Raw genomic sequence first — 13508 nt, forward strand, 5'->3', positions numbered from 1 at the left:
TCGCGTCCCCGGCTAGCGTGACCACGGTGAACGCCGGATCGCTCGTCGCGGCCATCGATGTGGGTGGCACCTTCACCAAGGCGGCCCTGATCGATGCGGGCCACCGCGTGCACCAGACGGTGCGCCGCCCCACCCCGTACGGGGCGGACGCGGTGGTCGCCATGGTCGCCGACATCGTCGCCGAACTGGGCGCGTCGGTGCCGCTGGCGGCCGTCGGGGTCGTCGTGCCCGGCCTTGTCGACGAGGCCACGGGCGTGGCCAAGCTGTCGGTCAACCTGGGCTGGCGCGACGCCGACCTGGCGGCCCGCATGACGGCGAAGACCGGTGTGCAGACCTTCCTGGGCCACGACGTGCGCGCGGGCGCGCTCGCGGAATGGGAACTGGGCGCGGCCAAGGGTTTCCACGAGGTCGCGTTCATCCCGATCGGCACCGGCATCGCCGCTGGCTTCATCAGCGGCGGCCGCGTGCTGACCGGCGACGGCTACGCGGGCGAGGTCGGCCACATCACGGTCGAACCGGACGGCGAGCCGTGCACGTGCGGGAACCGCGGCTGCCTGGAGACGGTGTCCTCGGCCCGCGCGTTGGCGCGTCGCTACAGCGCGCTGACCGGCACGGAGGTCACCACGGCGCTGGAGGTCCGCGACCGCCTGGTCGCGGGCGATCCCGCCGCGGCCAAGGTGTGGGCGGACGGCGTGGACGCGTTCGCGCGGGTCCTCGCGATGGTCGTCAACACGCTCGGCCCCGAGGTGGTCGTCGTCGGCGGCGGCCTCAGCGGCGCGGGCGACGACCTGCTCGACCCGCTGCGCGCGCGGCTCGCCGGGCTGCTCACGTTCCAACGCGTGCCGAAGCTGGTGCAGGCCAGCCTCGGCGACCAGGCCGCGTGCCTGGGCGCGGGTCTGCTGGCACTGCACAACCTTCGGGAACCGACATGATCGTCACCATCACCCCGAACGCCGCGCTCGACACCACCTACGCCGTGCAGGCACTGGTCCCCAACGCGAGTCACCGGGTGTCCACTGTGCACAGCCGGGCAGGCGGCAAGGGCATCAACGTGGCCAGAGTCCTGACAGGCCAAGGTTTTCCCACCTTGGCCGTCACACTCGCGGGTGGCGCGACGGGCGACGCGCTGCGCGCCGAGCTCAAGGGCTCCGGTGTCCAGTTCGACCTGTTCCCGATCACCGGCGAGACCCGCCGGACGGTCACGGTCGTGGCTGACGGCGACGCGACCGTGTTCAACGAGCCCGGCCCGACGATCACCCCGGCCGAGTGGGCCGACTTCCGCGACCACCTCGGCGCGGTGCTCTCCGACACCGACGTCGTCGTGCTCTCCGGCAGCCTTCCCCCGGGCGTGCCCGCCACCGCCTACGCGGACCTGGTGCGGTTCGCCCGGGCCCACGGCTGCCGCACCATCCTCGACACGACTGGCGAGCCGCTGCTGGCGGGCGCCGCGGCGGGCGCCGACGTCGTCAAGCCCAACGCGGCCGAACTCCGCGAAGCCACCGGCGAGTCCGACCCGTTCACCGCGGCGGAGGCCCTGCGCGCCACCGGAGCGGGCACGGTCGTCGCGTCCCTGGGAGCCGACGGCCTGCTGGCGGTCGGCGAACACGGCCGCTGGCTCGTCCGCCCCGACCGCATGGTCCTCGGCAACCCCACCGGCGCGGGTGACGCGCTCGTCGCGGCGCTCGCCGCCGGTCTCGCCGCCGAACATCCTTGGCCCTACCTGCTGCGGGAGGCCGTGGCCTGGTCCGCCGCCGCCGTCGCCGCCCCCCTCGCAGGCGACCTCGACACCAACGCGCTCGACGATCTGCGTGCGGGCGTGACCCTGGAGGAACTTCGATGCCACTCGTAGGAACCGGTCAGATCGTCCACCCCGCCTGGACGTCCCGAACCGGCGTAGGCGCGTTCAACGTCATCCACCTGGAGCACGCCGAGGCCCTGGTCGCGGGCGCGGCGGCCGCGGACTCCCCCGTCATCCTCCAGATCAGCGAGAACTGCGTCCGCTACCACGGCGCGCTCGAACCGATCGCCGCGGGCACGCTCGCCGTCGCCCGCGCGGCTTCGGTTCCGGTCGCCGTCCACCTCGACCACGCCGAGTCCGTTGAACTGGTGCACGAAGCGGTGGCTCTGGGCTTCTCGTCGGTGATGTACGACGGTTCCACTTTGGACTACCCGGAGAACGTCGCCCAGACGAAGGCCGTCGTCGAGCACTGCCACGCGGCCGGTGTCTGGGTCGAGGCGGAGCTGGGCGAGGTCGGCGGCAAGGACGGCGTCCACGCCCCCGGCGTCCGCACGGACCCGGACGAGGCCGCCGCCTTCGTCGCCGCGACGGGCGTCGACGCGCTCGCGGTCGCGGTGGGCTCGTCCCACGCGATGCTGACCCGCGACGCCACCCTGGACCACGCGCTGATCGCCAAGCTGCGCGCGGCGGTCTCGGTCCCGCTGGTGCTGCACGGCTCTTCGGGCGTCCCCGACGCCGACCTGTTCGAAGCGGTCCGCCAGGGCATGACGAAGATCAATATCGCCACGCAGCTGAGCAAGGTCTTCACGGCCGCGATCCGGACCTACCTCGCGGCCTACCCGGACACAGTGGACAGCCGCAAGTACCTGAAGTCCGGCCGCGACGCCGTCGCGACGGAGTCCGCCCGCCTGCTGAAGGTGCTGGCAGGCGCGGAATAGGCCCACCGCGAGGGGGTCGCGGTGGTTAGTTGGTGGGCGGGTCCGCGCAGCAGGATCCGCCCACCAACCTATGCGCGGACATACGGAATACTCCGCGGCGTGGACATCTTCCTAATCGGCCTGGTCACCTCGACCGTCGTCGTTCTCGTGTTCCTCGTGGTGGCCTTCACGCGCAAGGGCTCAGCGGCCACGGCCACCATGACCAAGCGGCGGATGGTGCTGCACTCCGCGGTGCCGCCCGCGACGGTCTACAACTGGCTTGTCTACCACTGTCCGCCCGGCTACTCCGTCGATGACCAGGATCCCAGCCGCGGCATCGTGATCCTGTCGTCCCGACCGTCACTCTTCACCTACGGCTTCTTCTATCCGGCCTTCGTCTACCAGGAGGGCACCGGAACCCGCATCGAGGTCGGGATCAAGTCGAGGGCGATCCAGGTCGGCCCCCTGGTCACCCGGGACCACCGAAAGCTCGCGTACGCGCTGGCCGGTCTGACCCACAGTCAGGTCGAACCCCACTGATGCCGCAGGATCGACGTGCCCCGACCCGGCTACCGGGTCAGGGCACGTCAAGCGATCAGACCGCCACCAGGCTCCACTGCTGGCTCAGGTCGTTGGTGTCCGTCTGCTGGACGATCGCCGCCGAGTTCGTCAGCGAGTTCCCGCGCACGCCGATCACCTTCCCGCTGCGCACGTTCACGATCTTGAAGTAGCCCGTGCCCAGGTCGCTGAGCATCCACTGCTGGTTGGTGGAACCGCCGTAAGGCCACTGGATGATGGCCGCGTCATCGGCGGACGAGCCACCGCCGACGTCCGCCGCCAGGTCCGAGTTCACGTTCTTCGCCGAGTAGATACCGCCGCCCAGGTCGGCCAGGCGCCAGCGCTGGTTGGGACTGCCGTGCTGGGTGTACTGGATCAGGGCGGTGCCGTTTGCGGTGGAACCGTTGGGAACGTCGATCGCCTTGCCGCTGCGGCGATTCACCAGCAGGAACGTCGTTCCCTTGGCGGGTGGGGTCCAGAGTGTCGTGGCGTCCGCGGCGGGCACCAGTTCGACGGTCCCCGCCTCGCCGGTCTCGCCTGCCAGCGCGTTCACGGCGAACACCGGGAGACTGCCCAGCGCGAGGAAGGCGCTGACGGAGCCGCCGACGCGCAGGATGTCGCGGCGGGACGGGCCGGACTGGCCGTCCGGGGACGCAGGGGGCAACGTTGCCACGGTGGACCTCTCTTGAAAGTGGACGGGTGGTCCGCGACCACCCACGAGGGTGTCCAGGCCCCCCGACCTGTGCCGGCCAAGTGTGGGATACATCCGATGTTCTGCCAACACTCGCCCCTATTCGCGTCACAAATAGCTGCTATAGCCCCGACTGCGGCGCGCAGTACGTCGCGGTTTGGCAACACATCGGATCTATTTGCGGCCGATTGGCGGCTTCAGGGTTGTGTCGACCGGAAACGCCGGGTATACATCTCGGCAATAGATCCGATGTATGAGCGGAGGGCGAGGCAGTGAAGCTGCTGAGGGTGGGACCGGTGGGGCAGGAACGCCCAGCCGTGTTGGACGAGTCGGGGACGCTCCTGGACATCTCCGGGGTCGTCGCCGATATCGACGCCGCCTTCCTCGCCGGTGGTGGCATCGAGCTCGTACGGTCCGCGATTGTGGCCGGTGACCTGCCGGTCGTTGAACCCGGTGTCCGGGTCGGTCCGCCGATCGCCCGGCCGGGCAAGATCGTCTGCATCGGCCTGAACTACTCCGACCACGCCGCGGAGACCGGCGCTGAGACGCCCGCCGAGCCGGTCGTGTTCATGAAGGCGGCGAACACAGTCATCGGACCGGACGACCAGGTGCTGGTGCCGCGCGCGAGCGAGAAGACCGACTGGGAAGTCGAACTCGCCGTCGTGATCGGCCGCACCGCCCGTTACCTGCCCGGCCACGCGGAGGCTCTCGCCTGCGTGGCCGGGTACGCCATCTCCAACGACGTCTCCGAGCGCGAGTTCCAGTTGGAACGCGGCGGGCAGTGGGACAAGGGCAAGTCCTGCGAGACGTTCAACCCGTTCGGGCCGTGGCTGGTCACCGCCGACGAGATCCCCGACCCGCAGGCCCTCGGCCTGCGGCTGTGGGTCAACGGTGTGCTCCGGCAGGACGGGACGACCAAGAACCAGATCTTCGGCGTCGCGGAGGTGATCCGGTACCTGTCGCAGTTCATGGTGCTGGAGCCCGGCGACGTCATCAACACAGGTACGCCCGCGGGCGTCGCGCTCGGCCTCCCCGACCCCAAGCCTTATCTGAAGGCTGGCGACGTCGTCGAGGTCGAGATCGACGGACTGGGGCGGCAGCGGCAAGAAGTGGGGAAGGCATGACAACGCGCATCACCGGGCTGGCCACGCACGACGTTCGGTTCCCGACGTCGCTGGAGCTCGACGGCTCCGACGCGATGAACCCGGACCCGGACTACTCGGCGGCCTACGTCGTGGTGAGCACCGACGCCCCCGACGGCCTCGCGGGCCACGGCTTCGCGTTCACCATCGGCCGCGGCAACGACGTGCAGACCACCGCGATCCGCGCGCTGGAGCCCTACATCGTCGGCCGCGACCTCGAGGCCACCCTGGGCAACCTGGGCGCGGTGTGGAAAGAGATGGTCCACGACTCGCAGCTGCGCTGGCTCGGCCCGGAGAAGGGCGTCATGCACATGGCGATCTCCGCGGTCGTCAACGCGCTGTGGGACCTCAAGGCCAAGCGCGAGGGCAAGCCCGTCTGGGAGCTGCTCGCCGACATGACCCCCGAGCAGCTCGTCGACCTGGTGGACTTCCGCTACCTGTCCGACGCTCTCACCCCGGGTGAGGCGCTGGCCATCCTGCGCCGCGCCGAGCCGGGCCGCGCCGAGCGCAAGGCCCAGCTGCTGGCGAACGGCTACCCCGCCTACACCACCTCCCCCGGCTGGCTCGGCTACGACGACGCGAAGCTGCGCAGGCTGTGCAACGAGGCCGTCGCCGAGGGCTTCACCCAGATCAAGCTGAAGGTCGGCGCCGACCTCGACGACGACATCCGCCGCCTGCGCATCGCGCGCGGCACGGTCGGCCCGGACATCCGCATCGCCATCGACGCCAACCAGCGCTGGGACGTCGGCACCGCCATCGCCTGGGTGCGCGAGTTGGCCCCGTTCGACCCATGGTGGGTCGAGGAGCCGACCAGCCCCGACGACGTCCTCGGCCACGCCACCATCGCCAGGGCCATCGCCCCGGTGAAGGTCGCCACCGGCGAGCACGTGCAGAACCGGGTGGTCTTCAAGCAGCTGCTGCAGACCGGCGCCATCTCCTACCTCCAGTTGGACGCCGCGCGCGTCGCGGGCGTCAACGAGAACGTGGCGATCCTGCTGCTCGCGGCCAAGTTCGGCGTGCCGGTGTGCCCGCACGCGGGCGGCGTCGGCCTGTGCGAGCTGGTGCAGCACCTGTCGATGTTCGACTTCGTCGCGGTGTCGGGCTCGCTGGAGAACCGGGTGATCGAGTACGTCGACCACCTGCACGAGCACTTCACCGACCCGGTGCGCATCGTCAACGGCAACTACGTCACCCCGACCACGCCCGGCTTCAGCGCCACCATGCGCGCGGAGACGCTGACGAAGTTCGCCTTCCCCGGCGGTCCCGTGTGGACCGCCGCCACCCGGCGGAACGCGTCATGACGGACTTCGCGGGCCTGCGGGCCATCGTCACCGGCGGCGGATCGGGCATCGGCTTGGCCGCGGCGACCCACCTGGCCGCCCGCGGCGCCCGGGTCGCCTGCCTCGACCTGAACCCGGCCGGGGTGCCCGAGCCGCTGCTCGGCATCACCGCCGACGTCGGCGACGAGGACTCGGTCACCGCCGCGGTGAACCAGGCCGCCGAGGCGTTCGGCGGGCTCGACATCGTGGTCAACAACGCGGGCATCGGCGCGCAGGGCACCGTCGAGGACAACTCCTACGACGAGTGGCGCAAGGTGTTCGAGGTCAACGTGCTCGGTATCGTCCGCACGAGCCGGGCCGCGCTGCCCCACCTGCGAGAATCCCCGGCGGCCGCGATCGTCAACACCTGCTCGATCGCCGCGACCGCCGGACTGCCCCAGCGCGCGCTCTACAGCGCCAGCAAGGGCGCCGTGCAGTCACTGACCCTGGCCATGGCCGCCGACCACGTGGCCGACGGCGTGCGGGTCAACTGCGTCAACCCGGGCACCGCGGACACCCCGTGGGTGCGCAGGCTGCTGGACTCCGCCGCGGATCCGGCCGCCGAGCTCGCCGCGCTCAACGCGCGGCAACCCATGGGACGGCTGGTGACCGCCGACGAGGTCGCCGCCGCCATCGCCTACCTCGCCGGACCCCACGCCGCGTCGACCACCGGGACCGTGCTCGCGGTCGACGGTGGCATGCAGGGACTTCGCCTGCGCCCCCGAGCCAACTGAATACCCCGCAGATTTCCCCGTTGTTGAATCGAGGACAGTCAATGAAGATCACCTCCCGCTCCCGGGCCGCGTTCGCCGTCATCGCGGCGACCACGCTGGCCGTGTCGCTGTCGGCGTGCAGCAAGGACTCCGACACCCCCGCCGCCTCGGGCTCCGGCTCGAACGCGGGCGGCGGCATCGGCGTCGACCTGCCCCGCGCGGACTCCGACTTCTGGAACGCCTACGCCAAGTACGTGCCGACCAAGGCCAAGGACCTGGGCGTCACCCTCACGTCGACGACGAACTCGCAGAACGACGTGCAGAAGCTGCTGACCAACGTCGACAGCCTCGTCGCGCAGGGCGCCAAGGCCCTCGTCATGGCCCCGCAGGACACCGGTGCGATCGCCTCGAAGCTCGACGAGCTCGCGGGCAAGAAGATCCCCGTGGTCAGCGTCGACACCCGCCCCGACAGCGGCAGCGTCTACATGGTCGTCCGCGCCGACAACCGCGCCTACGGCACCAAGGCCTGTGAGTTCCTCGGCGAGAAGCTGGGCGGCAAGGGCAAGGTCATCGAGTTCCAGGGCGCGCTGTCCTCGATCAACGGGCGGGACCGCTCCGAGGCGTTCAAGGAGTGCATGACCAAGAAGTTCCCGGACATCAAGGTGTTCGAGGAGCCGACCGAGTGGGAAGGCGCCAAGGCGCAGGCCGCCCTGGAGACCCGCCTGACCACCGACCCCGACATCAAGGGTGTCTACATGCAGGCCGGTGGCGTGTTCCTCGACCCGACCCTGCAGGTGCTCAAGCAGCGTGGCCTGCTGGTCCCGCCGAGCGACCCCAAGCACATCTTCATCATCTCCAACGACGGCATCCCGCAGGAGTTCGACGCCATCCGCAAGGGTGAGATCGACGCGACCGTCTCCCAGCCCGCCGACACCTACGCTGGCATCGGCCTCTACTGGGCCAAGCAGGCTCTCGCGGGCGTCACCCCGAAGGAAGGCCCGACCGACCACGGCAGCACCGTGATCAAGCTGCCGAACGGTTTCGAGGACCAGCTCCCCGCTCCGCTGGTGACCAAGGACAACGTGGACGACGCTTCCCTCTGGGGCAACGCCAAGTCCTGACCTGACCAGCACGTAGGAGAGGTATTCCACGATGGACACCCAAGCTCCACTGGTCCAGGCGACCGGGATCGTCAAGCGCTTCGGGCCCACCGTCGCGCTCGCCGACGGGAACCTGACGGTGCACGCCGGTGAGACCCACGCCCTGGTCGGGCGCAACGGCGCCGGGAAGTCGACCATGGTCGGGGTGGTCACCGGGCTGCTGAAGCCGGACGCGGGCGAGGTCCGCTTCGCTGGCGAGCCCGCCCCGGCACTCGGCGACCGCGCCGCGTGGCGCGAACGGGTGGCTTGTGTCTACCAGTACCCGTCGGTGGTCAAGGAGCTGACCGTCGCGGAGAACCTCTTCCTGCACCGGCAGCCGCGCGGGCGGTTCGGCTTGATCTCGCCGAGCCGCCAGCGCAGGCAGGCCGCCGAACTGCTCGACGCGTGGTCGGTCCCGGTGTCCCCGGACCTGCCCGCCGCCGAGCTGAGCGTCGAGCAGCGCCAGCTTGTCGAGATCGCGAGCGCCCTGTCGCTGGGCGCCCGCTTCGTCATCCTCGACGAGCCGACCGCGCAGCTGGAGGGCCGGGCGATCACCCGGCTGTTCGACAAGCTGCGCGCGCTGCAGGACGCGGGAGTGACGTTCCTGTTCATCTCCCACCACCTGCCCGAGATCTACGAGATCTGCCAGCGGGTCACCGTCTTCCGCGACGCCCGGCACATCGTCACCGACACGGTGGACAACATGGACCGGGACAAGCTGGTGGCCGCGATGATCGGCGAGGCCCGCGGGCTCGTGCAGGTCGGCGCCGACCGGCCCGCCGTGCCCGAGTCGGCCGAGCCGGTGCTCGAACTCGCGGGCGTGACCGTGCCGGGTCACGTCGACGAGGTGGATCTGACCGTGCGCCGAGGCGAGATCGTCGGCGTGGCGGGTTCAGCGGTCAGCGGCAAGCGTCAGCTCGCCGAGGCCCTGGCCGGACTGCGCGGCCGCACCGGGGCAGTGTTCGTGGCGGGCCGCAAGGTCCGCCCGGGCACGGTGCGCGCCGCGCTGGACGGCGGTATCGGCTATCTGCCGGGCGACCGCAACGTCGACGGGTTCGTCGGCGGGCTGTCGGTAGCGGAGAACGCCACCATGACGATCGCGAAGAAGCTCGGACCCGCGGGGATGGTGCTGCCGGGCAAGCGCGACGCCGCGGCCCGGACCATGATCGCCGACCTGGACATCCACACGTCGGGGCCGGACCAGCCGGTCGGCGAGCTGTCCGGTGGCAACGCGCAGAAGGTCGTCATGGCCAGGACCCTGGCCAGCGACCCGGAAGTCATCGTGCTGGTGCAGCCGACCGCGGGCGTGGACGTGCGCTCGAAGGAGTCGCTGCTGGGCGCGGTGGACGAGAAGACCCGTGAGCAGCGGGGCGCTCTGCTCATCTCAGACGAACTGGACGACCTGCGGGTGTGCGACCGCGTCGTGGTGATGGTCGGCGGCCGGGTCGTCGCCGAGCACCTGCGGGGCTGGGACGAGAACACGCTCGTGGCCGAGATCGAGGGAATCAGTGAGCACAGTGTCTGAAACTCTGGCGAAAGAGTCTCCAATGGTGGAGCAGAGCGACGGCGGCGACCCCGCCAAGTCAGGCAGGCCCAGCAACCGGCTCCGGCTGGCCAAGCTGCGTGACCTGGCCCTGATCCCGCCGATCATCGTCGTGCTCATCATCGGCTACTCGATCAACCCGGACGTCTTCCTGACGAAGTCGTACCTGGTCGACAACGTGCTGAAGTACCAGGCCGTGCTGGCGCTGCTCGTGCTCGCCGAGGCCCTGGTGCTCATCGTGGGCAAGATGGAGCTGTCGCTGGAGTCGACCGTCGGCTTCGCGCCCGCCATCGCGGTGTTCATGGTGGTCGGCACCAGCGACTTCCTCGGCGCGCCGTGGCCCGCGTGGACGGTGCTGCCGGTGACGCTGTTCTTCGGCGCGATGGTCGGCCTGTTCAACGCGTTCATGATCGTCAAGGTCAAGCTGTCGGCGTTCATGGTCACCCTGGCCATGCTGATCCTGCTGCGCGGCCTGCAACTGGCCATCGTCGGCGGCGCCACGATGTCCAACCTGGCCAAGAAGGTCCCGGTGATCGACGACCTGGGCAGCACCCGGATCGTCGGCCTGCCGGTGTCGATCTGGATCGTGATCGTGGCCTTCGGCGTCGGCATCGTCGTGCTCGGCTACACGCGCGCGGGCCGGTCGATCTACGCGGTGGGCGGCAACCCCGCCGCGGCGCGGGCCGCGGGCATCCGGGTCGAGCGGGTCGTGTTCATCACCCTGATCATCGCCAGCGTGCTGGCGGCGTTCGCGGGCCTCATGCTGGCGGGTCAGTTGGGCGCGGTGTCGGCGACCATGGGCGACGGCATGATCTTCAAGGTGTTCGCGGCCGCGGTCATCGGCGGCATCATGCTCGACGGCGGCAAGGGCTCGCTGTTCGGCGCGCTGACCGGCGTGCTGCTGCTCGGCCTGCTGGAGAGCGTGCTCGTGCTGGCCCAGGTCGACCCGCTGCAGATCCAGGCGGTGTACGGCCTCGTCATCCTGGTCGCGCTCATCATCGCCCGCGTGACCAGCGGAAAGGCCCAGGACTGACCGTGGACCGGATCGCCCTGCACACCCGGCTCAAGCCGGGTATGGAAGCGGACTACGACCGCGAGCACGCCGTGATCCCGCCCGACCTGGCCGACGCCCTGCGCGATGCCGGGGTGCACACGTGGCGGATCTGGCGCGACGGACTGGACCTGTTCCACTTCGTCGAGGTCGAGGACTACCAGGCCATGCGGAAGATGCTCGCCGACCACCCGGCGAACATCCCGTGGCAGGCGCGGATGGCCCGGCTCCTCGACGTCGAGGACGACTACTCGGGCAACGACATGGGCATCAAGAAGGTCTGGGAGCTTCCGTGAAGAAGGCCCGCCTGGGCACCTCCGCCGTCGAGGTCACCGAACTCGGGTTCGGCGCGGCCGGGATCGGCAACCTGTTCACCGCCGTCGACGACACCGACGCCCTCGGTGCCGTCGACGCGGCGTGGGCGGCGGGGGTGCGCTACTTCGACACCGCACCGCACTACGGGCTGGGCCTGTCGGAACGCCGCCTCGGCGACGCGCTGACCGGCCGCCCGCGGTCGGAGTTCGTGGTGTCGACGAAGGTGGGCCGCCTCCTGGAGCCGCACTCCGGCGGCGGCCGCGACGACCAGGGCTTCGACGTCCCGGCCCACTCGGTGCGCCGCTGGGACTTCAGCGCCGACGGCGTCCGCCGGTCGCTGGAGTCCAGTTTGGAACGACTGGGCCTCGACCACGTCGACGTCGTCCTGCTGCACGACCCGGACGACCACTGGGCCCAGGCCATCGATGAGGCGTATCCCGCCCTGCACGAGCTTCGGTCGCACGGCGTGGTCGGCGCGATCGGCGTCGGGATGAACCAGTGGCAGCTGCTCGACCGGTTCGTCACCGAGACCGACATCGACACGGTGATGCTCGCGGGCCGCTACACCCTGCTGGACGACTCGGCCGCCGACACCCTGCTCCCCCACTGCCTGGAACACGGCGTGTCGGTCCTGGGCGCCGGGGTGTTCAACTCCGGTGTGCTCGCCACCGACACCCCCGGCGACACGTTCGACTACGCGCCCATATCCGCTGAGCTGCGTTCGCGGGCGCTGCGGATCGCCGAGCTGTGCCGGGAGCACGGCGTCAGCCTGCCGCGGGCCGCGATGGCCCACGTGGCCCGCCACCCCGCCGTCGCGGGCATCGTCGTCGGCGCCCGCGACGCCGCCCAGGTGACCCGCAACGCCGAGCTGTTCGCCCGTCCCGTGCCGGACGCGCTCTGGACGGACCTGGCGGCCCTGTGATCACCGACGCCCACCACCACCTCTGGAACCCGGCCGCCCGCGCCTACCCGTGGATGGCGGGCGCCGTGCTCGACCCGATCCGCCGGGAGTACACGGTGGACGACCTGCGCGCCGCGGCCGGGCCGGATGTCACGGCGACCGTGCTGGTGCAGACGGTGTCCACTTCGGAGGAAACGGCTGATTTTCTCGCTGTGGCGCGGGAAAGCGACGGCTACGTGGCGGGCGTCGTCGGCTGGACCGACCTGCTCGCGGATCTCGACGACCCCAACCTCGCCGACCCGCTGCTCGTCGGGATTCGCCACCAGGTGGAGAACGAACCGGACCCGGACTGGCTGCTGCGTCCAGCGGTCCAGCGCTCGCTCACTGAGCTTGGCAGGCGCGGCCTGGTCTACGACCTGCTCGTCCGCGTCCCCTCCCGCCCCGCCGCCTTGGTCACCGCTCGGGCTGTCGACGGCATGTTCGTACTCGACCACGCCGGAAAGCCGGACATCGCAGGCGGCGAGTGGCAGCCGTGGGCGGACTGGATCACCGAGTTGGCCCGGTGCCCGAACGTGGTGTGCAAGTTGTCGGGCCTGACGACGGAAGCGGACTGGACGTCGTGGCTGCCGTCGGACATCCGCCCGTACGCCGACCACGTCCTGACGGCGTTCGGCAGCGACCGGGTGCTGTTCGGCTCGGACTGGCCGGTGTGCGACCTGGCGGGCGGCTACGCCGAGGTCCAGTCGCTCGCCGAGGTCCTGTTGACCCACGCCACCCTGACGGAACGCGACGCGGTCCTCAACAGCAACGCCCGGCGGGTTTACGGACTCAAGTGACCGGCGCGAGTCCAGTCCAGCCACCCATCGCGGCGTTCCTCCGACTAGCACCCGCTTGACCAGCGGTTACGGCGCACTCGACAGGTCGGAGAAAAACTTTGGAGCGCGTGTCGATCCAGGGCCCCGTTCGATCGTCGCGTCAGTAGAGGCCAGGATGGACCCGGCCGACAGACCCGATACGGGAGACGAAGATGCGTTTCATGGTGATCGTCAAGGCGACCGAGGACTCCGAGGCGGGCGTGCAGCCCAGCGACGAGATGCTGCGCGAGATGATGGCGTTCAACGAGGAGCTGGTCAAGGCTGGTGTGCTGCTCGCGGGTGAGGGGCTGCACCCGAGTTCGAACGGTGCCCGCGTCTTCTTCTCCGGCGACAAGCGGACCGTCGTGGACGGGCCGTTCGCCGAGACCAAGGAGCTGATCGCCGGGTTCTGGCTGCTCGAGGTGAAGTCGCTGGAAGAGGCGGTCGAGTGGGTCAAGCGGGTGCCGAACGTCACCGGCGGCGAGTCGCAGATCGAGATTCGCCAGGTGTTCTCCGCTGAGGACTTCGAGAACGCCTCGCCGGAGGTCAGGGCGCTGGAGAAGGAGTTGCGCGCGACCGTCGAGAACGGCTGACCATGGCGTGCCTTGCCCGCGCGCGTCGGTAGCT

The 13508-nt window shown here is 70.2% G+C and carries 15 protein-coding genes; 14 read left to right on the forward strand and 1 reads right to left on the reverse strand.

Translation table 11 applies throughout. From position 1 onward, the window contains the following. Positions 1-26: 26 nt before the first annotated feature. The 4 genes from ACSHT8_RS07895 to ACSHT8_RS07910 all read left to right on the forward strand — a co-directional run bounded on the left by ACSHT8_RS07895 (position 27) and on the right by ACSHT8_RS07910 (position 3195). Positions 27-932, forward strand: coding sequence for an ROK family protein (locus ACSHT8_RS07895; protein ID WP_436499180.1), 906 nt, complete (start codon positions 27-29; stop codon positions 930-932). Beyond that, positions 929-1849, forward strand: a complete 921-nt coding sequence (locus ACSHT8_RS07900) for a 1-phosphofructokinase family hexose kinase (protein ID WP_436499181.1) — start codon at positions 929-931, stop codon at positions 1847-1849. Before ACSHT8_RS07895 ends, ACSHT8_RS07900 begins: the two co-directional genes overlap by 4 nt. Beyond that, complete coding sequence (locus ACSHT8_RS07905) at positions 1837-2676, forward strand: class II fructose-bisphosphate aldolase (protein WP_436499183.1); 840 nt, start codon at positions 1837-1839, stop codon at positions 2674-2676. Before ACSHT8_RS07900 ends, ACSHT8_RS07905 begins: the two co-directional genes overlap by 13 nt. Before the next feature lie 99 nt (positions 2677-2775). Then, on the forward strand, positions 2776-3195 hold the full coding sequence (locus tag ACSHT8_RS07910) for a hypothetical protein (protein WP_436499185.1): 420 nt from the start codon (positions 2776-2778) through the stop codon (positions 3193-3195). 55 nt (positions 3196-3250) lie between these two features. Here the strand turns inward: ACSHT8_RS07910 and ACSHT8_RS07915 are convergent, their stop codons facing one another. Beyond that, positions 3251-3877 carry an RICIN domain-containing protein gene (locus ACSHT8_RS07915; protein WP_436499187.1) on the reverse strand — a complete coding sequence of 209 codons (627 nt, stop codon included), beginning with the start codon at positions 3875-3877 and terminating at the stop codon, positions 3251-3253. A 299-nt stretch (positions 3878-4176) separates the two neighbouring features. Between ACSHT8_RS07915 and ACSHT8_RS07920 the strand changes: the two genes are divergently transcribed. From ACSHT8_RS07920 to ACSHT8_RS07965, 10 genes are all read left to right on the forward strand, one after another. Next, positions 4177-5028 (forward strand): fumarylacetoacetate hydrolase family protein, encoded by an 852-nt coding sequence (locus ACSHT8_RS07920; RefSeq protein WP_436499189.1) that lies wholly within the window; start codon positions 4177-4179, stop codon positions 5026-5028. After that, positions 5025-6347 carry an L-fuconate dehydratase gene (locus ACSHT8_RS07925; RefSeq protein WP_436499190.1) on the forward strand — a complete coding sequence of 441 codons (1323 nt, stop codon included), beginning with the start codon at positions 5025-5027 and terminating at the stop codon, positions 6345-6347. Before ACSHT8_RS07920 ends, ACSHT8_RS07925 begins: the two co-directional genes overlap by 4 nt. Next, complete coding sequence (locus tag ACSHT8_RS07930) at positions 6344-7099, forward strand: SDR family NAD(P)-dependent oxidoreductase (protein WP_436499192.1); 756 nt, start codon at positions 6344-6346, stop codon at positions 7097-7099. Before ACSHT8_RS07925 ends, ACSHT8_RS07930 begins: the two co-directional genes overlap by 4 nt. Before the next feature lie 41 nt (positions 7100-7140). After that, entirely contained in the window at positions 7141-8199 is a 1059-nt protein-coding gene (locus ACSHT8_RS07935) for a sugar ABC transporter substrate-binding protein (protein WP_436499194.1), read from the forward strand. Between the two features lie 31 nt (positions 8200-8230). Further along, on the forward strand, positions 8231-9742 hold the full coding sequence (locus tag ACSHT8_RS07940) for a sugar ABC transporter ATP-binding protein (RefSeq protein WP_436499196.1): 1512 nt from the start codon (positions 8231-8233) through the stop codon (positions 9740-9742). A 22-nt stretch (positions 9743-9764) separates the two neighbouring features. Next, complete coding sequence (locus tag ACSHT8_RS07945) at positions 9765-10793, forward strand: ABC transporter permease (protein ID WP_436499198.1); 1029 nt, start codon at positions 9765-9767, stop codon at positions 10791-10793. 11 nt (positions 10794-10804) lie between these two features. Next, positions 10805-11107: an L-rhamnose mutarotase gene (locus ACSHT8_RS07950; RefSeq protein ID WP_436502011.1), complete on the forward strand. Its 303-nt coding sequence runs from the start codon at positions 10805-10807 to the stop codon at positions 11105-11107. Next, positions 11104-12048, forward strand: coding sequence for an aldo/keto reductase (locus tag ACSHT8_RS07955; protein ID WP_436499200.1), 945 nt, complete (start codon positions 11104-11106; stop codon positions 12046-12048). The genes ACSHT8_RS07950 and ACSHT8_RS07955 overlap by 4 nt, the downstream gene beginning before the upstream one ends. Continuing rightward, complete coding sequence (locus ACSHT8_RS07960; protein WP_436502012.1) at positions 12048-12863, forward strand: amidohydrolase family protein; 816 nt, start codon at positions 12048-12050, stop codon at positions 12861-12863. The genes ACSHT8_RS07955 and ACSHT8_RS07960 overlap by 1 nt, the downstream gene beginning before the upstream one ends. A gap of 191 nt (positions 12864-13054) precedes the next feature. Further along, positions 13055-13474 carry a YciI family protein gene (locus tag ACSHT8_RS07965; RefSeq protein WP_436499202.1) on the forward strand — a complete coding sequence of 140 codons (420 nt, stop codon included), beginning with the start codon at positions 13055-13057 and terminating at the stop codon, positions 13472-13474. Positions 13475-13508 lie beyond the last annotated feature (34 nt).

This window comes from Actinokineospora sp. HUAS TT18, assembly GCF_051364635.1.
GTDB lineage: Bacteria > Actinomycetota > Actinomycetes > Mycobacteriales > Pseudonocardiaceae > Actinokineospora.